This is a genomic window from Ruegeria sp. BJ6 (assembly GCF_056537885.1).
The window spans coordinates 584,160-601,222 of the sequence record NZ_JBQFSG010000002.1; the positions used below are offsets into that span (position 1 = coordinate 584,160).

19 protein-coding genes and 3 tRNA genes are annotated in these 17,063 nt (G+C 54.3%); 12 read left to right on the forward strand and 10 right to left on the reverse strand.

Annotated elements, in window-relative coordinates:
• Positions 1-8: 8 nt before the first annotated feature.
• The gene (locus ACR0D6_RS08290) at positions 9-263 is read right to left on the reverse strand and encodes a hypothetical protein (RefSeq protein ID WP_480765156.1); all 255 of its coding nucleotides are present in this window, start codon (positions 261-263) and stop codon (positions 9-11) included.
• Positions 264-272: 9 nt separating this feature from the next.
• Positions 273-467, reverse strand: coding sequence for a hypothetical protein (locus ACR0D6_RS08295; protein WP_480765157.1), 195 nt, complete (start codon positions 465-467; stop codon positions 273-275).
• Between the two features lie 137 nt (positions 468-604).
• Between ACR0D6_RS08295 and ACR0D6_RS08300 the strand changes: the two genes are divergently transcribed.
• From ACR0D6_RS08300 to ACR0D6_RS08320, 5 genes are all read left to right on the forward strand, one after another.
• Positions 605-1,111 (forward strand): hypothetical protein, encoded by a 507-nt coding sequence (locus tag ACR0D6_RS08300; protein WP_480765158.1) that lies wholly within the window; start codon positions 605-607, stop codon positions 1,109-1,111.
• 7 nt (positions 1,112-1,118) lie between these two features.
• On the forward strand, positions 1,119-1,508 hold the full coding sequence (locus ACR0D6_RS08305; RefSeq protein ID WP_480765159.1) for a hypothetical protein: 390 nt from the start codon (positions 1,119-1,121) through the stop codon (positions 1,506-1,508).
• A gap of 389 nt (positions 1,509-1,897) precedes the next feature.
• Positions 1,898-2,086, forward strand: coding sequence for a hypothetical protein (locus ACR0D6_RS08310; RefSeq protein ID WP_480765160.1), 189 nt, complete (start codon positions 1,898-1,900; stop codon positions 2,084-2,086).
• A gap of 346 nt (positions 2,087-2,432) precedes the next feature.
• A complete protein-coding gene (locus ACR0D6_RS08315; protein WP_480765161.1) occupies positions 2,433-2,582 on the forward strand; it encodes a hypothetical protein in 150 nt (49 codons plus the stop codon).
• A gap of 96 nt (positions 2,583-2,678) precedes the next feature.
• Entirely contained in the window at positions 2,679-2,972 is a 294-nt protein-coding gene (locus ACR0D6_RS08320) for a hypothetical protein (RefSeq protein WP_480765162.1), read from the forward strand.
• An 84-nt stretch (positions 2,973-3,056) separates the two neighbouring features.
• On the opposite strand, the gene ACR0D6_RS08325 is transcribed toward ACR0D6_RS08320, so the two are convergent.
• The 3 genes from ACR0D6_RS08325 to ACR0D6_RS08335 form a co-directional block, all read right to left on the reverse strand.
• A tRNA-Val gene (locus ACR0D6_RS08325) sits at positions 3,057-3,131 on the reverse strand.
• A gap of 230 nt (positions 3,132-3,361) precedes the next feature.
• Positions 3,362-5,206, reverse strand: coding sequence for a M10 family metallopeptidase C-terminal domain-containing protein (locus ACR0D6_RS08330; RefSeq protein ID WP_480449734.1), 1,845 nt, complete (start codon positions 5,204-5,206; stop codon positions 3,362-3,364).
• A gap of 307 nt (positions 5,207-5,513) precedes the next feature.
• Positions 5,514-5,726, reverse strand: coding sequence for a hypothetical protein (locus ACR0D6_RS08335; RefSeq protein ID WP_480765163.1), 213 nt, complete (start codon positions 5,724-5,726; stop codon positions 5,514-5,516).
• Positions 5,727-5,762: 36 nt separating this feature from the next.
• On the opposite strand from ACR0D6_RS08335, the gene ACR0D6_RS08340 reads away from it, so the two are divergent.
• The 4 genes from ACR0D6_RS08340 to uvrA all read left to right on the forward strand — a co-directional run bounded on the left by ACR0D6_RS08340 (position 5,763) and on the right by uvrA (position 9,694).
• A tRNA-Asp gene (locus tag ACR0D6_RS08340) sits at positions 5,763-5,839 on the forward strand.
• 50 nt (positions 5,840-5,889) lie between these two features.
• Positions 5,890-5,966 (forward strand) — tRNA-Asp (locus tag ACR0D6_RS08345).
• A 241-nt stretch (positions 5,967-6,207) separates the two neighbouring features.
• Positions 6,208-6,729, forward strand: a complete 522-nt coding sequence (locus ACR0D6_RS08350) for a methyltransferase domain-containing protein (RefSeq protein ID WP_480765164.1) — start codon at positions 6,208-6,210, stop codon at positions 6,727-6,729.
• 106 nt (positions 6,730-6,835) lie between these two features.
• Positions 6,836-9,694: an excinuclease ABC subunit UvrA gene (uvrA, locus tag ACR0D6_RS08355; protein WP_480765165.1), complete on the forward strand. Its 2,859-nt coding sequence runs from the start codon at positions 6,836-6,838 to the stop codon at positions 9,692-9,694.
• A gap of 66 nt (positions 9,695-9,760) precedes the next feature.
• On the opposite strand, the gene ACR0D6_RS08360 is transcribed toward uvrA, so the two are convergent.
• From ACR0D6_RS08360 to ACR0D6_RS08375, 4 genes are all read right to left on the reverse strand, one after another.
• A complete protein-coding gene (locus ACR0D6_RS08360; protein ID WP_480765166.1) occupies positions 9,761-10,162 on the reverse strand; it encodes a hypothetical protein in 402 nt (133 codons plus the stop codon).
• Between the two features lie 118 nt (positions 10,163-10,280).
• On the reverse strand, positions 10,281-11,153 hold the full coding sequence (gene mmsB, locus ACR0D6_RS08365; RefSeq protein ID WP_480765167.1) for a 3-hydroxyisobutyrate dehydrogenase: 873 nt from the start codon (positions 11,151-11,153) through the stop codon (positions 10,281-10,283).
• A 3-nt stretch (positions 11,154-11,156) separates the two neighbouring features.
• The gene (locus ACR0D6_RS08370) at positions 11,157-12,197 is read right to left on the reverse strand and encodes an enoyl-CoA hydratase/isomerase family protein (protein ID WP_480765168.1); all 1,041 of its coding nucleotides are present in this window, start codon (positions 12,195-12,197) and stop codon (positions 11,157-11,159) included.
• A 7-nt stretch (positions 12,198-12,204) separates the two neighbouring features.
• Positions 12,205-13,347, reverse strand: a complete 1,143-nt coding sequence (locus ACR0D6_RS08375; RefSeq protein WP_480765169.1) for an acyl-CoA dehydrogenase family protein — start codon at positions 13,345-13,347, stop codon at positions 12,205-12,207.
• A gap of 162 nt (positions 13,348-13,509) precedes the next feature.
• Between ACR0D6_RS08375 and ACR0D6_RS08380 the strand changes: the two genes are divergently transcribed.
• The gene (locus ACR0D6_RS08380) at positions 13,510-14,367 is read left to right on the forward strand and encodes a hypothetical protein (RefSeq protein ID WP_170652349.1); all 858 of its coding nucleotides are present in this window, start codon (positions 13,510-13,512) and stop codon (positions 14,365-14,367) included.
• Positions 14,368-14,373: 6 nt separating this feature from the next.
• Here ACR0D6_RS08380 and ACR0D6_RS08385 read toward each other — a convergent pair whose 3' ends face one another.
• Positions 14,374-15,489 (reverse strand): carboxylate-amine ligase, encoded by a 1,116-nt coding sequence (locus ACR0D6_RS08385; RefSeq protein WP_480765170.1) that lies wholly within the window; start codon positions 15,487-15,489, stop codon positions 14,374-14,376.
• A 137-nt stretch (positions 15,490-15,626) separates the two neighbouring features.
• On the opposite strand from ACR0D6_RS08385, the gene ACR0D6_RS08390 reads away from it, so the two are divergent.
• Together ACR0D6_RS08390 and ACR0D6_RS08395 are read left to right on the forward strand one after the other, a co-directional pair.
• The gene (locus ACR0D6_RS08390) at positions 15,627-16,472 is read left to right on the forward strand and encodes a class I SAM-dependent methyltransferase (RefSeq protein WP_480765171.1); all 846 of its coding nucleotides are present in this window, start codon (positions 15,627-15,629) and stop codon (positions 16,470-16,472) included.
• Between the two features lie 77 nt (positions 16,473-16,549).
• Positions 16,550-17,029 (forward strand): fasciclin domain-containing protein, encoded by a 480-nt coding sequence (locus ACR0D6_RS08395; RefSeq protein WP_170652355.1) that lies wholly within the window; start codon positions 16,550-16,552, stop codon positions 17,027-17,029.
• Positions 17,030-17,063 lie beyond the last annotated feature (34 nt).

Consider the following 17,063-nt stretch of genomic DNA (forward strand, 5'->3'; position numbering starts at 1 on the left):
CCCTTTTGTTAAGTGGCGTATTCGATGACAAACAGATGGTCGCCCAGCGGGTATGCCATCACACCGGTAAAATCGTCGCCGCAGATTCCGGGGCCACTTTGATTGACGTACTCGGTCTTGATGCCGGGTATATCGCTTTCCTGCGCTTCGAAATTCGACAGGTCAAATTCGGCGCGGCGTACAACGCGAGGGCTGAAAGTTTGCCCGATATCGTTGCGCAGTGTGTCGCAGATTTCTCCTATCGTTTTTAAGTGGTCAGCCATCATGGTTCCTTATTGTGTTGCTGGTTTTTGGCGTTGGCGGGGCACGCGCATCATCGTCAGGATGTAGTCCACGCCATCGATCTCGGCGACGACGCTGACCGTCTCGGCATCCAGCACAATTATTTCTTGCGGCACTTTCCCAGACGAAAGGGGCGCAAGTGTTTCAGCGACCTTTACGGCAGGTTTCATCAGCTTGTGCGCCATCGTCGTTCCCTAATTATCTACAAAAACATTGACTACAATCTACGTACTTAATATCTACATAACAAGACCTATTCACTACGGAAGTGTAGAAAAAAGTGGAACCTGTAGATAATTCGGGGCAACGTCCGCCCATGAAGATGGGAATCGGGACACCTGCGCAGAAAAAAGCGTTGTTTGCGGCTGGGGCTGAAAAGGTCATCACGCACAACGAACTCGACGGGGTTCTTGAAGACGAGGATTTAGCTGACTTCGTGTTCCGTCAGGGCGATACCGTCATTCTGGTGCAGTCGAACTTGCTGCCGATCGTGCCGATGAAGGCCATCGCCAAGCGGGGTGTCACGTTCGAAATCCCAGGGCACGAACCCCGGACATGCCCGACTGATGACAGCATCCGGGATCTGCGCAAGCTTGAGCCGGTAAACGTCACGGTAGAAAAGAAAGAGGCGCGGGGAGCAAAGCCGGTCTGGCCGGTTCCCACGGCCCAGCAGATCGAGACAATTGTTTCACTGTGGCGCACGCCGGAGATGAAGCGTAGCGCTGTCGTTGCGCGCGTTAGGGAAATAGTGGGCGCTGAGGTGCCCGATCATTGGGTGCGGGATCAAGTTATTAAGGCTACTGGTTCGGCGGCAAGAAAATTGAAATGAGGGATTAATGGATCAGCAAGGTATACAGCCGAGGTCGCTTCTTGATGTGGAAATTATTCGCCCGATCATGAGGCAAATTCATCAAGGCAAAGCACCTCACGAAATAAAAACTAGGAATGAAAACCAAGACGTTGGAGATACAATAGATAAACTAGTTGCCGCTGGTCTCGTGGATCACCTCACTTTTGTGGCCGCGTCTTTGAAGCAAGTACAGCCTGGGACATACTTTCTAACGGACAAAGGGCTTCGGTGGCTGCGCACATATGGCTGGCGGGAGCGGAAAACTCACGCGCTGTCCAAATTTCAAGTTATTTGGGGTGTGGTTTTGGGTGTATTAATCAATATGACATCCAATTTTCTTTGGCCCTTCGTTTCGCCTTTTTTGGATAGGTTCTGAGATTCACAATAGGGAGGCTGGCGCGATGCCGACGCGGGGAGAGGTCAAGAGATACAAGCCGCGCCGCAGTGAGGGCTGGGCTCTTTGCGACGAGATCACCGATGGTCACTGCACGTGTCGACTGAACTCTACTGGACCTTGTTCGGCTTTGCTGACCCCGTTGCGGCACTGCTATTCCCAGGGGATTGGTGATGTGGCGGGATATGAGCGTGACCGGATGCGTCGGGACGCGCGGTATTAACAAAAAGGAATAATGGGGGCGACACTGGCGCTAAAAGGAATACCAGTGCGGGGATTGGCCGCCGACCGACTCATCAAAACCGACAGGCTGCAAGGCGGAACTGGACCTACCGCCCCCCATTTTGAAGTTCACAATAAGGAGCGGCCACATGCCGATTGGATTTGTAAACGATGGCGAAACGGCAGAGCAGTTCTATGAGCGCTGTTTGGTTGATAGCTGGCCAGTTCAAGCGTTGGTCGAAGTCCTCAAGGATCCGCCCGCACATTGGGATGATTCCGAAACACTAACGTTCTGCCGGCTGATGTTGGCATGGGTTGTCACCCAAATGACCACATAAGGGAGCGGATGAAATGCGCATACGTTGCTGGTTTGGGCTGCATCATTGGGGCACCCAGGTTGATGATCGAGCGCACGATCAAGAGATGATGGCCGGTTGGTGGGTGTGCGTTTGCTGCGGCGCCTGGCGTTCTCGATCCGTTAGTTCAACAACCGCACTTAAAGAATGGAAGCCCCAGTAAAGGAGCAGCAGCGATGCACATTGATTTCAGGCCGGGCATGTGGCTGTTGGGTTTCGAGATAGACCGTTCATCTTTTGCGGTCTACGTGGGGCCCTTCCAGTTTTGGAAGGCTCGTCGTGGATCTCAGCTTGAGGCCGATCTGCGTAAGATTAATTAGGAGCGACCATGAAGCCTGCAGTCCGTGAATCCTATGTTCGCCAGATCGCCAAGTTTGAGGCTGAGCTTGAAGCGTGTCAGGACGATGAGCGCCGCGCGGTTCTGGAGCAGAATTTGGAAATTGAGCGCGCCTTGTTGGCGCGGCTGGACAAACAATAAGGGCCCTGCGCAAGTGTCGCTTGAGTATAGCGAAACGGAAAATCTGATGCTCAAGATGACTTGAGTATCGCAGATGATTATCAAACAGGAGCGCGCATGCCTATCTGGCCCAACACAATTCCCCATGATTTGCGAATCGCGCTTGAAGAGCGCCGCGTGGATGACTGGGAATCGGCATTGCGCGCCTGGGCTAAGTCCCACGGGCTGAAGCTCAAGATCCAGTGGTTTGCGCAGCTGCAGCGCCGGATGAATGACTTGCATTCAATGCGGTTCACGGCAGGAGCTCAGGACCACTGGGCAGTGATCAAAGAGTGGTTGGAGCGTCATGATGTGCCAGCCCCGCAGAGATTACCCCAGCGTCCAGAGCAAAAGGCAAGTAATCCAAATTAGGGTCAATTAGGTTCTCGGGACCAAAGAACACTTTTTTCCCGAAATGGTTTCTTGTTTTATTTTGTTGAAAAACAGTGGGTTAAATGGTGGGTGATAAGAGATTTGAACTCCTGACATCTTCGATGTGAACGAAGCGCTCTACCACTGAGCTAATCACCCTTGATCGGGGGTCTTACAGCTACTTGTAGAGTGCTGCAAGGGGGTGCGTAGGCGAATGTTGAAGGGCAGCAATAGGAAATAAGAAGTGAATTGCTGCCCTGAAACTTCGCAGGAAACAGGAGCATGAAACCGGTTGATCAGCTGCCCCAATTATTAAGTTGGGGCAGCTATCAGATGCGGATGTTGTGTTTGGTGCCTGCCGAATTGGCAATATGGCTCCATTCAGCCGGTTAGAGGATGAAGTCATCCGCTGTAAGGTTATGTAAACCGATAAGTCTGATGACCATCTCAACGTCAGTATCGTTGTCGTTGTCGATGTAGACCAGCGTGTGATTGTCGGCGACGGATTTTCTAAAGTAGATTTCACCTTCGTCGTCAGTTCCAGTCTTTCTTTGACCATCAAAGGTAAATGAATTGTCACCGGACAAGACTGTGCTGGCATCTATTTGACGCAGGTTGATTTTGTCCACACCGGACTTAAAGTCACGGATCACGTCAGCCTGAACGCTGTTGCTGGCGCTGTCGCCGATGTCTTTAAAGACAAAATGATCCGCACCTTGTCCACCAAACAACTTGTCCCGGCCTTGTTCACCAACCAGAAAATCCTGACCATCCTGACCGTACAGAGTGTCATTGTTGGCGCCACCGTTAACGATGTCATCGCCCAAACCGCCAATCAAATGGTCTTCACCGGCCTTTCCGAACAGGTGATCTTTTCCTTTGGCCCCTTTGAGGATGTTGGCTGCTCCGGTGCCGATGAAGACATCCGAGGCTGTTCCCCCCTGCAGGTTTTCAATACCCTGGATGGTGTCGTTTCCTAGCCCGGTATTCTGCGCTGTGGAAATGTTGAGGTTCACGGAGGATCGTGTGCCGGTGTTGTTTATGTACCAGTCCAGCCCGGCGCCACCTTGCAGGAAATCATTGCCAGTGGAGGCGTAGAGTTTGTCGTGCCCGCTATCACCATAGACTCTATCCGACCCTGTGCCGCCCAACAGATTGTCATGACCGCTGCCGCCACGCAGGGTATCATTGCCGCCGTTGCCACGAAGCGTATCGTTACCGCCGTTGCCGCTGATTTGGTTGCCAAGCTCGTTGCCGCCGATCACGTCACTTCTGTTTCCGCCGATCGCATTTTCGATTTTGACCCCATTGGCAATTGTAAAACCACCAATGATGCCATTTGCGTATGAGGGGATGCCCCCGGCATCGCTTCCCGTCAGGTCAGCATCGTTCAGGTTGATATAAACGCCCCGATTCGCGTTCTGAGCAGAAATTGTATCTGTACCGCCGGTGTCCCAGATGCAGGACCACGAGGTCCCGGCCTTGTTAATGTCGTCAAGTGTATAGACGTTGTTTCCTGTGTTGTGTGCCTTTGTCCCGTAAATGGCTTGCAGCGCGGCTATGTCCAACGCCATCGGAGTTGAGGAGTGTCCGTACGCGGTTGAAATGGTTTGAATATGTGTCGGGTGGCCCGCGTTGTATGACATGATGGTGTAAACACCCTGGTTTTGCCCATCTGTGCCATAGTCACCAAAAGACGACGAAACGCCGGGAAACACAGATGATGTGCCACCGTTGTCATGCGGATGGGCGATCCCGAGCCCATGAAGCATCTCGTGCATGATGGTTTCAAAACCTTGGCCGCCTTTTTGCAGAGAGGCGGGTGTCCACACAAACGAGTCGTATGAAAACAATCCATACAACGTATCTTTGCCGCCAATTGTGAGAAGCTTGCTTCCCGGTGCCCCATGAGCGCCAGCTACACCCGGGACGGGAAAAAAGTTGGATGGTACGAGCGCGTACCTAAAATTCTCGGCGTAGATTGAACCGGGATTTCCGGAAGGAACCTCGACATAGTCGACGGGGATGATCGTCTCGATCGTTGCAATGGCTTCCCGAAAGGCGTTCTTTTCCCAAGTTTGAAAAGTATGCAGCCCTGGGTCAAACGAATACGTTAGTGTTCCAGCTGCACCGCCGAAATTTGTGTTCATGTTCCAGGATGATCCCCAGATCAATCCATCAACATATGCTTTACCAGTAAGATTTGAACCAAAATCATTTACCGTACTTGACATCTATGTGCACCTCAAAAGTCCATAGTTTTCTGCGGCTTGGCTGTCTGCAAACTGTTTCTCAGGCAACCTGCAGAAAGTCTGTTAGTTCCAGAGTGATACGCCCCCAAATGGGTCTAAACCTTCTATTTTCTTTCGATGCAAGAACATAGTGCCAGATGCGGCAATTGTGAGGGAATGAGCTGGCGTTTGTGTCACAATGTATTTTTTTGATACTTTCGACAGGCCCGACGCGTTTATTGCAGCTGCAAACAGTGAGGTTGTGACATTCTCGAAACGTAACAAATGTCTGACGGTTTTACGGGCTGACTCATGCCATGGTTGTTTGGTGCTTTTGCTGCAATCGTTCAAAATTTGCCTGAACCAGCGACATCATCATCTTATCTGTTTGCCGGCCAGAGTTGATTTTTTCCGCCATTGGCATGCCGTTCACACTGGGATGGAAAGAACCGGTGATCAGGAAAAAAGCGGAACACGCGAAAAAAGTTGGAAACGCCGCTTGACGATGCCGGGGTGTAGCCATAATACACCCAAACGTTCAGCGATGAACGGACAGTGAGCGGTTGTAGCTCAGTTGGTTAGAGTACCGGCCTGTCACGCCGGGGGTCGCGGGTTCGAGCCCCGTCAACCGCGCCACACTGTCAGCCTTTGATCCGGGCAAATGGATCAGGAAAAGACCCTAATGCGCGGTTGTAGCTCAGTTGGTTAGAGTACCGGCCTGTCACGCCGGGGGTCGCGGGTTCGAGCCCCGTCAACCGCGCCACTTTCCTCAAAGAAGCGAAAAATACTGCCCATACCGGGCGCTTCGTGGTGATTTTGCCAACAAGCGGCCCCAATCTGGCGTGAATCGTTTCGGAAAATCTTGAATCACCGGTATTCTGCTGCATTCCATCCTCTGGAAAACGTCTGACCACCACGTGGCGGCTATTTCCGAAAACGCAAAATGTCAGGGGTGAGTTTTGGCCAGTTTGAATCGCGTCGTGATGGCGCGGCGTAGTAAAAGAATGATCCGTTCCCTAGGGCCGCAGAATCTGGAGGTTGCTGAAATCTCGGGAAAGTGGGGCAAGCAATTCGGATTTCAAAGCTATCGTCAGTTCCGCTTGCCGCAACATGATATCTGCGTGGGCCCATTTCTGGATGAACGGGGTGCGGTGCTGAAGTTTGATCTGATTGTCGCCAATCAGGTGTGGGAACATCTGGACCGACCGTATGAGGCCACGCTGAACGTTCTTGAGATGCTTCGGCCTGGCGGATACTTTTGGCTGGCTGTCCCATTTTTTGTGCCATTTCATGCGGCTCCACAGGATTGCTCGCGCTGGTCGGCGCGAGGATTGAAGAACCTTCTGCTTGAAGCAGGGTTTGATCCATCCGCAATAAAGGCCGAGCAATGGGGGAATCGCCAGGCGGCCCTTCGAAACTTGGAACCTGAATGGCCACCTGTTTTCAAACCGGACACGGATGTTCTGGACAATGACCCGAACTTTCCGATCGTCGCCTGGGCGCTGGCTCGGAAAAGCCACGAATGAGGCAAACCGGGTGAATTATTGCTTGTTCACCATTCGTTCGCATTTTTCGGTTGGAGTCTCGGCTCAGCTCGCCTATCTCTAGGACACTTGTTTGTTGGGGGCCGAAATGGCTGAGCTGAAGAATATTGAGGTGCGCGGCGCGCGCGAGCACAATCTCAAAAATATCGACGTGGATATCCCGCGCGATCAGCTGGTGGTGATCACTGGCCTGTCCGGTTCCGGCAAGTCGTCACTTGCGTTTGACACCATCTATGCCGAAGGGCAGCGCCGCTATGTCGAAAGCCTTTCGGCATATGCACGCCAGTTCCTGGATATGATGGAAAAGCCGGATGTGGATCACATAAGCGGCCTTTCCCCGGCAATCTCGATTGAACAAAAGACCACATCAAAAAACCCACGCTCGACCGTTGGCACGGTGACCGAGATTTATGACTATCTACGCCTGCTTTTTGCGCGCGCGGGAACACCTTTCAGCCCTGCAACCGGATTGCCGATCGAGGCACAACAGGTTCAGGACATGGTCGACAGAATCATGGCGATGGAGGAGGGGACACGGGGTTATCTGCTGGCCCCCATCGTGCGCGACCGTAAAGGCGAATACAAAAAAGAATTCCTTGAGCTCCGCAAACAGGGGTTCCAGCGGGTCAAGGTCGATGGCGAGTTTTATGAACTGGACGAGCCACCTGTGCTGGATAAGAAATTCCGGCATGACATTGACGTTGTTGTTGACCGTCTTGTCGTGCGCGAAGGCATGGAAACCCGGCTGGCCGACAGTTTGCGCACCGCCTTGGATCTGGCGGATGGCATTGCGATTCTGGAGACCGCACCACGTGAAGGCGAGGGAGAGCGGCTTACATTCTCAGAGAACTTTGCCTGTCCGGTCAGTGGGTTCACGATTCCAGAGATCGAACCACGTCTGTTTTCGTTCAATGCTCCGTTTGGGGCATGTCCGGATTGCGACGGGCTGGGCGTTGAGTTGTTTTTTGACGAGCGCCTCGTGGTGCCGGACCAGACCCTGAAAGTTTATGATGGCGCTTTGGCCCCATGGCGCAAAGGCAAGTCGCCGTACTTCCTCCAGACCATCGAAGCGATTGCCCGGCACTATGAATTCGACAAGAACACTGCGTGGAAGAACCTGCCCGAGAAAGTGCAGCAGGTTTTCCTGTACGGGTCCGGGGATGAGGAAATCCAGTTCCGCTATGACGAGGGCGGCAGGGTTTATCAGGTGACCCGTACATTCGAAGGCGTCATCCCGAATATGGAACGTCGTTACCGTGAGACGGACAGCGCTTGGATTCGTGAAGAGTTCGAAAGGTATCAGAATAACCGCCCCTGCGGCACATGCCGGGGTCACCGCCTGAGGGAAGAGGCGCTGGCCGTCAAGATTGCAGGGATGCACGCCGGTAACGTGGTGCAAATGTCCATTCGTGAGGCGTTGAGCTGGATCGAAGATGCGCCAAACCACCTGAGCGCGCAAAAGAACGAGATCGCGCGTGCCATCCTCAAGGAGATACGCGAACGACTGGGATTCCTGAATAACGTTGGATTGGAATACCTTACGCTGTCCCGGTCCAGCGGGACCCTTTCAGGTGGCGAAAGCCAGCGTATTCGTCTGGCCAGTCAGATCGGTTCAGGTCTGACCGGCGTTCTTTATGTGTTGGACGAGCCTTCGATCGGATTGCACCAGCGCGATAATGATCGACTGCTGGGAACGCTCAAGAACTTGCGTGATCAGGGCAATACCGTGATCGTGGTCGAGCATGACGAGGAAGCTATCCGCGAGGCGGATTATGTGTTCGACATCGGGCCGGGGGCAGGGGTGCATGGCGGCGAGGTCGTCAGCCACGGAACGCCCGAACATATTGCATCGGACACGTCGTCGATCACCGGGCAATACTTGGCCGGAACACGTGAGATTGCAGTGCCCGCAACCCGGCGAAAGGGGAATGGCAAGAAGGTGTCGGTGGTCAAGGCCACGGGCAACAACCTCAAAAATGTCACGGCAGACTTCCCTTTGGGCAAGTTTGTATGTGTCACGGGCGTGTCCGGTGGTGGAAAATCCACACTGACCATCGAGACGTTGTTCAAGACGGCTTCGATGCGCCTGAACGGGGCGCGTCAGACGCCTGCACCCTGTGAGACGATCAAGGGGCTGGAGCATCTGGATAAGGTCATTGATATCGACCAGCGCCCGATTGGGCGAACCCCCCGATCAAACCCTGCGACATATACCGGGGCGTTTACCCCGATCAGGGACTGGTTTGCGGGGCTGCCAGAGGCCAAGGCGCGCGGCTATAAGCCGGGCCGCTTTAGTTTCAATGTCAAAGGCGGACGATGCGAAGCCTGTCAGGGGGACGGTGTCATCAAGATCGAGATGCACTTTCTGCCCGATGTCTATGTGACCTGCGAAACCTGCAAGGGCGCGCGTTACAACCGCGAGACCCTTGAGATCAAGTTCAAGGGAAAATCCATCGCCGATGTTTTGGATATGACAGTCGAGGATGCGCAGGAGTTCTTTAAGGCGGTGCCGTCCATCAGGGACAAAATGGATGCGCTGGCACGCGTCGGACTTGGGTATATCAAGGTGGGCCAACAGGCGACGACGCTGTCGGGCGGTGAAGCGCAAAGGGTGAAGCTGTCAAAGGAACTCAGCAAGCGGTCTACGGGGCGCACGCTGTATATTCTGGACGAGCCGACCACGGGGCTGCATTTTGAAGATGTGCGCAAGCTGTTGGAAGTGTTGCACGAACTGGTCGAGCAAGGGAACACGGTTGTCGTGATCGAACACAATCTGGATGTTGTCAAAACGGCGGATCATATCATTGATATCGGCCCCGAAGGTGGTGACGGAGGAGGGCAGATTGTAGCTGAGGGCACGCCTGAGGATGTCGCTGAGTGTACACACAGCCATACCGGGCACTATCTAAAGTCGATGTTGAATCCGGAACGCGTAGCTGCGGAATAGTGACAGCTTTCCAGTTCGTGCCATTTCGGAAATTCTCGCTATGGCACGGTCTGGATTTCAGCTTCCTCAGTTGAGGATATCCGCCACTGCGCCTATGAGGTTCAGAACCTTGTGCGTGTCGCTGTCAACACTGTAGACGTAGTCCCCGGCCCGCACGTAATACCCGTCGCGGCGCAACCCGTACCGATAGGGATCATTGATCCAGACATAATCCCGCGTGATATAGTCACCAACCCGGTAGCGCTGTTTCACCTGTCCGGGCGGAACACATGGAACAGCCTTTTTCGCGAGGCCCGGCGGGCAATGATAGGCTTGCTTGCCGACGGTACTATAGCCCGGTGAGACGCGCTCCACTTTCAGGCTGTTCTTGTTTTTGCCTTTTCCCTTACCATTCCCGTTACCTGCCCAACTGGCAGCCGGACCAAGGGCAAGAACAACAACCATCAAAGTGCGGACCAGCGCCTTCATTTCCCATACTCCTTTGCATCGACGGATTACGCAGGTTTAGTGCGTATTCACAAAGGAAAGATAGGGCGCCGGGCAGCGGTTTTCGACCGGCAGGCAAGAAACCGCCAGAGCGACCGCGTTAGCTGCGACCGCGTTTTTCGAACCTTGGCAGCATGGCGCTGAAATCCATACCTTGTCCGTCTTCCTGCTCGACGAAAGTTTCGTACAGCGTGGTTGCTGCTTGACCCATCGGTGTGTCCGCATCGGCGCTTTCGGCTGCCTGTTGGCTGAGGCGTAAATCCTTGAGCATCAGTTCTGCGGCAAATCCCGGCAAATATTCATTGTCGGCCGGGCTTTGTGGTCCGACACCCGGAGCAGGGCAATATGCATTCATGGTCCAGCTGTAGCCGGAAGAGGTTGAGACGACATCGAACATTTTCTGCCGGTCAAGGCCCAGTTTGTCAGCCAGCGCAAATGCTTCGCATGTGGCGATCATGGTTACGCCAAGGATCATGTTGTTGCAGATTTTGGCAGCCTGACCCGCACCCGACTCGCCGCAATGAACTGCCTTTTGACCCATGATGTCGAAAAGCGGGGCCGCCTTGGCGAATGCGTCGTCTGAGCCACCGGCCATAAAGGTCAGTGTACCCGCTGCAGCGCCTCCGATGCCGCCGGAAACCGGGGCATCCACCGAAAGTAATCCGGCGGAAGTGGCCTGGTCGGCGACAGCTCGTGCGCTTTCAACGTCCACCGTCGAACAATCGACAAATGCGGCGCCCTGAACCATTGCGGGGATGATTTCGTTGGCGACTGAGCGGAGGATGCGGCCATTAGGTAGCATCGTAATTACAACGTCAGCACCCGCCGCTGCGCCTGCTGCAGTTTCTGCCATCGCGACGCCATCGATCGAGATATCCGCCATATCAAAACCGATGACTTCGTGGCCCGCTTTTGCGAGATTGGCCGCCATTGGCGCACCCATGTTGCCAAGGCCAATGAAACCTATCTTCATCTCTCAATCCTCCTCGAATGTCAGGGCATCTTTGCCAAGGGGTTGCAGCATTTTGGAAACGGCCACGCCGGGCACGTCCATGTCGGCGTATTGCCAATCAGGGTTGCGGTCTTTGTCAATGATCTGAGCGCGGATTCCTTCCAGAAAATCTCCGTGTTCCATCGCACGGTGCGTAAACCGGTACTCAAGTTCCAGAGATTTGCGGATGGTCAGCGATGGCGTGCGCAGGCGATGAAGCATTTCGGCGGTGCAGGCCATGGATATAGGCGAGTTTCGGTTTAGCGCTTTAAGCGCGTTCTGAGCGAATTCACTTTGATCGTTTTGCAGAGAATTCAGAATATCACCGAGTGTTTCACCTGAGAAATGCTTGTCTATCATTGGCTGTTCGTCCCGGAGTTTGCCCGGGTCGGCTTTTTGCGCGTGGGATTCGATATGGCTCGCGTCACCCGATGCCTCAAGCATTGCAATCAGGGAGCCCCAATTCTCCTGCGGGATGTAGTGATCTGCGAAGCCCGCAAAAATGGCGTCATCGGGACCCATTCGGCCTGCCGTCATTCCAAGATATTCGCCGCTGCGTCCGGGCGCGAGCGCCAGCATCAGTGTTCCGCCAACATCCGGGATAAGACCAATTCCGCATTCGGGCATCGCGATTTTTGAGCTTTCCCCGACGACCCGGTGCGTCCCATGGCAGCCGATACCGACGCCGCCGCCCATCGTGAAGCCTTGAAGAAAACTGACCACTGGCTTGGGATACTCAAAGATCATCGCATTCATACGATATTCATCGCGCCAGAAGGTGCGGCCATACTCAAAGTCGCCGTTGGTGCCTGTCTCGTACAACTCGGCAATATCGCCGCCCGCACAGAACGCCTTTTCGCCTTCGGCATCCAGCACAATCAGATCGATGTCGTCATCCTCGCGCCAATTGCGCATTGCGGTGTCGATCGCCATGCACATGTCATAGCTCATCGCGTTCAGAGCATGTGGCCGGGTCAGCGTGATGCGACCGGCGCGACCGGCAACGCGGATATCAATGTCAGCCATGATGTCCTCAGCGGTTGGCAAGCATGTTGCGCGAAACGATCACTCGCATGATCTCGTTGGTGCCTTCAAGGATTTGATGCACACGCAAGTCGCGGACCAGCTTTTCAATCCCGTAATCGGCGAGATACCCGTATCCGCCATGTAGTTGAAGGCACTGATCGACAACCTTTGATCCAGTTTCCGTCACGAATTTCTTGGCCATGGCGCAGAATTTTGTCGCGTCTGGCGTTCCCTGATCCAGTTTCCAGGCGGCCTGACGCAGGAATGTGCGCGCCGCCTGCATTTCGATTTCCATGTCGGCAAGGCGGAACTGAAGGGCCTGAAACTGGTCGATGGATTTTCCGAAAGCCTTACGCTCGGACATGTATTGCAGTGTCATGTCCAGTCCGGCCTGCGCAGCACCCAATGAACATGAAGCGATGTTCAGACGCCCACCGTCCAGACCCATCATGGCATACTTAAACCCGTCGCCTTCCACACCGACAAGGTTTCCGGATGGAATCTTGCAGTCGTCGAACTGAACCTGAGCGGTGGGTTGGCTTTTCCATCCCATTTTCTGCTCAAGCCCGCCAAAGCTGAGACCGGGCGTGCCGTCCTCGACATAGACCGTCGAAATGCCTTTGGGGCCATCTTCGCCCGTGCGCACCATACAGACATAGGCATCGGAATACCCGCCGCCCGAGATAAACGCCTTGGTTCCGTTCAGCGTGTATCCTTCGTTGGAGCGTTCCGCACGGGTTTTCAGGGCCGCGGCATCGGAACCAGAACCGGGTTCGGTCAGGCAATAGCTGAGAACCGTATTCAGGCTCAGCACATCCGACATGATGCGGGATTTCAGGTCATCATCGGCGAAATTGTCCAGCATTTTCGCGCACATGTTGTGGATGGAGAGAAACGCCGCGACTGAGGGGCAAGCCATCGAAAGGGCCTCGAATACCAGAGTTGCGTCTAGCCGGGACAGACCGGACCCACCGCCTTCTTCGGACACATACAGACCGCCAAACCCAAGTTCGCCCACCTTCGGCCACAGATCCTTGGGGATTGTTCCTTCAGCTTCCCACTGACGGGCGAAAGGCGCGATGTTTTCCTGCCCAAACGCATAGGCCATGTCGAATATGGCTGTCTGTTCCTCGGTCAGCGCGAAATCCATGGCCTCTCTCCCTTGCAGCGTATGAATTGAACGATTGTTTATTTCGCAATCCTTACAGAAATTTTGCAGCGGCAGCAATCGGACAGCCTCTTACCAAAGGGGTGTTTTGGTGTTTGCCGAGGTCTGACGTATATTTTGGGGAGTTTTTTGAGGAGAATTGGTATGTCGCATTTCAAAATGGCAGTTGTGATTATTCACGGCATGGGCAGTCAATTTACGGGAACGCCTCTGCCATCGTCTGCCGTGACATTTTCCCGCGATCTTCACAAACAGGTCGGGCGGTTTGTTGGGCCGGATCTGAACCGTGTTGCGTGGCGTGAAATCGTCTGGGCCCATGTTCTGCAACCGCGCCAGAACCGCTATCTCCGAAAAATAAAACGGCGAACCGGTTATGATGACGTCCGGGAATTCGTGGTTCACAATTTGTCGGATGCGGCTTCGTATCGCAAAACACAGGATGGAAGCGACAAAACCTACGAGGCCATTCATGCCGAGATCGACCGGGTGATGGAGGATGTAAGAACGCAGGTAGGCGATCGTGCACCGGTGCTGTTGCTGGCCCATTCCCTTGGTGGGCATATCATGTCGAATTACATCTACGATCTGCAAAGCCACCTGCGGCACACCGGGCAAACCCTGCACAATACGCCCGTCCGAAATATGCAGACAGTTGCAGGGATCATGACCTTTGGCTGCAATATTCCGATTTTTCTTTTTGCCTATCCGCAAAACCTGATCAAACCGATTGATCCGCCGAATTCCGAACTGCCGCATGCGCTAAAGCCCAGGACGTGGTGGTACAACTTTTTCGACAAGCACGACGTGCTGGGTTATCCGCTGCGCGATTGCGCACCGGCCTATGATCAACTGGAAGCAAATAACGAACTTCGTGACGTTTCGATAAATTCCGGAAACATCTTTACGTCGTGGAATCCGCTTTCGCACAACGGGTATTGGAAGGATCCTGATTTCTATGAACCGGTTGGCCGCAAGATCAAAAACATGTTGCGTGTGATCTGAGCGCGATCACAGATCCATATGAAATTCCTCGATAAGATGTTTCACCACGGCTTTGCCGGGGTCTTCACCATTTGCGACGGCTTCGGCGTGTACGCGGCGCTGGCGGGTGGCCGAGGTGCCGTTATTTGCGATCTGCCGCAGGCGCGCAAGTTCTGTCATAGTGCCCAACGCCTCGGCATCTTCAGCCAGCATTCCCATGAGTTCGTCCATCAGTTCCGACATCGGTTTGATTGAACGGTCCCCGAAATCAATCAAACCTTCGCCGACACCATAACGCTGCGCACGCCACCGGTTTTCACCAATCAGGAAGCGGTCGTAGGAACGCCAGCGCAGATTGCGGGCCTTCAGGCGGCAGAGCATCCGCGTAAGCGCCTGAACCATCGCGGCCAGCGACAGGGCGTGTTCCAGCCGGGGCTGGACATCCATGATCCGTGTCTCAAGCGTTGGAAATTGGTGCGACGGGCGCAGATCCCACCAGATTTTGGTCGTGTCTTCGATTACGCCCAATTCGACAAGTATGCCGGTTGTGCGTTCGTATTCGGCCCAACTTGTGAAAACCGGTGGCAGGCCGGTTCGCGGAAGATTGTCGAAAACCGTCAGCCTGTACGAAGAAAGCCCCGTATCCTCGCCATTCCAGTAAGGCGAGGAGGTAGACAAGGCCAGAAGGTGCGGCAGGAAATAGCACAATTGGGGCACCAGATCAGCGCGCAGGGATTTGTCCTCGACACCAACGTGAACGTGCATCCCGCAAATCAGCATCCGACGCGCGACGCCGCCCAATGCGTGTTGCAAGGCGTCATACCGTTCCTTGCGGGTGTGGTGCTGATCTTTCCAGTTCGCAAAAGGATGACAGGATACTGCAATCGGGGCCAGATTGTATTCGGAGGCACGTTTTGAAACGCAGGAACGCAATCGCTTCAGGTCTTCGCGAGCGCCCTTTATCGTGGAATGTGGGCGGGTTCCCACCTCGATCTGGCATTGCAGGAATTCCGGACTGACCTGACCTTCAAAGTCATTCTGACATGCTTGCATCAGGCCCTCGGGCGCCTCGGACAATTGAAGGGAATCCTTGTCGACAAGCAGGTATTCCTCTTCGATTCCCAGGGTGAAGTCCTTTTGCATCTTCCGCCTCCCGTCTGGAATTTGAACCAGTGAATACGGAATTTTTCTTTTTGCCAAGGGTTTGCGGTACAGATGCTTGCAGTTGCAGGGCAAGCGGCGGTAAGGACCAGATGCAATCGTCGCAATGGAGCCGTCGCGTGAAACCCAGGAAATTTCCACGTACAAATGCCTTCCTCGATCGGTTTGGCGTCAAGTTGATCGACCGGGTTACAGAACGGGATGAGCACGAGCGGTTGAGCGCCTTTGAGCGGGCAGGGGGATTGACCCGCCCGGCCTATGCTTTGTCGCCCGGGATGGACGGTTTCGATCTCGGTCAACTGGTCGAGGAATATCAGGTTCACGCCGGGGCGCTCTCGGCCCTCAAGGACCCTCAACAAAACCAGACAGGGTACCGCGTAAACAACGGCTATTACGACAGCCCCGATGCTGATGCGTTGTATCTGATGATCCGGCGGTTCAGGCCGCAACATGTGATCGAGGTCGGTTGCGGGAACTCTACACGGGTCACGCGGCAGGCAGTGATTGATGGCAGCCTTGAAACCCGCATCACCGCAGTAGACCCGTTTCCGCGCGCAGACATCGCGCACGTTGTTGATCAGTTTGAACAGAAGCGGCTGGAAGAGGTTGATCCCGCCCTTTTTGATCAGCTGGAGGCGGGGGATGTTCTGTTTATCGACTCCAGCCACGTCGTGCGGATGAGCAACGATGTGGCGCACCTGTTCTGCCGCATCATTCCTTCACTCAAGCCCGGCGTTGTCATCCACGTCCACGATGTGTTTCTGCCTTACGAATATCCCAAGCGTTTCTTCTACGATTGCCCGGGATGGGGGGAACAGTATGTGCTTCACGCGATGCTGCAATCGGGTGATTATGAAATGTTGTGGCCCGGGTACTATTTGCAGCAAGACCGCCCCGACGCGATGGAAGCGCTGCCGTTCCTGAAAGAAGGGCGGGCGCAGAGTATCTGGGTTCAGAAAAAGTAAAATTGCACCCAAAGTGATCCGGATCTCCGGTCATGCCGTACCTCTCTGCATAACAAGCACCAGAGGAGATCACTGAAATGTTTCGTCGTACGTTTATCGGGGCCGCCGCTGCAATGGCCCTTGCACTGCCACTGAAGGCGCAGGCAAATCAGGATATTGTTGATACAGCCGTTTCAGCAGGCTCGTTCAATACACTTGTCGCAGCGGTTCAGGCGGCCGGACTGGTCGACACCCTGAAGGGTAAGGGGCCGTACACGGTTTTCGCTCCTACGGACGAGGCTTTTGCTGCATTGCCGGAAGGCACTGTTGAGACATTGTTGCTGCCCGAGAACAAGGATCAACTGGTATCCATTTTGACTTACCATGTGGTGCCGGCAAAAATCATGTCCGGGGATATTGCTGGCAAGCGCGCCAAGGTTTTGACTGTTCAGGGCGAACGGCTCAGCGTTAATGCGCGTAACGGCGTCAAGGTGGACAATGCCGATGTCGTGCAAGCAGACATCGTCGCAAGCAACGGTGTAATTCACGTTGTCGACAAAGTGCTGCTGCCTGAATAATTCAAAGTAGCCAATGAAAAGCCCCGGTCCTGTA

Coding starts and splice junctions, on each gene's coding strand:
- ACR0D6_RS08305 (WP_480765159.1), top strand. CDS start 1,119: ATGGATCAGCAAGGTATACAGCCGAGGTCGCTTCTTGATGTGGAAATT.
- ACR0D6_RS08385 (WP_480765170.1), bottom strand. CDS start 15,489: ATGCAAAAGGACTTCACCCTGGGAATCGAAGAGGAATACCTGCTTGTC.
- ACR0D6_RS08375 (WP_480765169.1), bottom strand. CDS start 13,347: ATGGATTTCGCGCTGACCGAGGAACAGACAGCCATATTCGACATGGCC.
- ACR0D6_RS08315 (WP_480765161.1), top strand. CDS start 2,433: ATGAAGCCTGCAGTCCGTGAATCCTATGTTCGCCAGATCGCCAAGTTT.
- ACR0D6_RS08370 (WP_480765168.1), bottom strand. CDS start 12,197: ATGGCTGACATTGATATCCGCGTTGCCGGTCGCGCCGGTCGCATCACG.
- uvrA (WP_480765165.1), top strand. CDS start 6,836: ATGGCTGAGCTGAAGAATATTGAGGTGCGCGGCGCGCGCGAGCACAAT.
- ACR0D6_RS08320 (WP_480765162.1), top strand. CDS start 2,679: ATGCCTATCTGGCCCAACACAATTCCCCATGATTTGCGAATCGCGCTT.
- ACR0D6_RS08350 (WP_480765164.1), top strand. CDS start 6,208: ATGATCCGTTCCCTAGGGCCGCAGAATCTGGAGGTTGCTGAAATCTCG.
- ACR0D6_RS08295 (WP_480765157.1), bottom strand. CDS start 467: ATGGCGCACAAGCTGATGAAACCTGCCGTAAAGGTCGCTGAAACACTT.
- ACR0D6_RS08290 (WP_480765156.1), bottom strand. CDS start 263: ATGGCTGACCACTTAAAAACGATAGGAGAAATCTGCGACACACTGCGC.
- ACR0D6_RS08300 (WP_480765158.1), top strand. CDS start 605: ATGGGAATCGGGACACCTGCGCAGAAAAAAGCGTTGTTTGCGGCTGGG.
- ACR0D6_RS08310 (WP_480765160.1), top strand. CDS start 1,898: ATGCCGATTGGATTTGTAAACGATGGCGAAACGGCAGAGCAGTTCTAT.
- ACR0D6_RS08380 (WP_170652349.1), top strand. CDS start 13,510: ATGTCGCATTTCAAAATGGCAGTTGTGATTATTCACGGCATGGGCAGT.
- ACR0D6_RS08335 (WP_480765163.1), bottom strand. CDS start 5,726: ATGGCTACACCCCGGCATCGTCAAGCGGCGTTTCCAACTTTTTTCGCG.
- ACR0D6_RS08330 (WP_480449734.1), bottom strand. CDS start 5,206: ATGTCAAGTACGGTAAATGATTTTGGTTCAAATCTTACTGGTAAAGCA.
- mmsB (WP_480765167.1), bottom strand. CDS start 11,153: ATGAAGATAGGTTTCATTGGCCTTGGCAACATGGGTGCGCCAATGGCG.
- ACR0D6_RS08360 (WP_480765166.1), bottom strand. CDS start 10,162: ATGAAGGCGCTGGTCCGCACTTTGATGGTTGTTGTTCTTGCCCTTGGT.
- ACR0D6_RS08395 (WP_170652355.1), top strand. CDS start 16,550: ATGTTTCGTCGTACGTTTATCGGGGCCGCCGCTGCAATGGCCCTTGCA.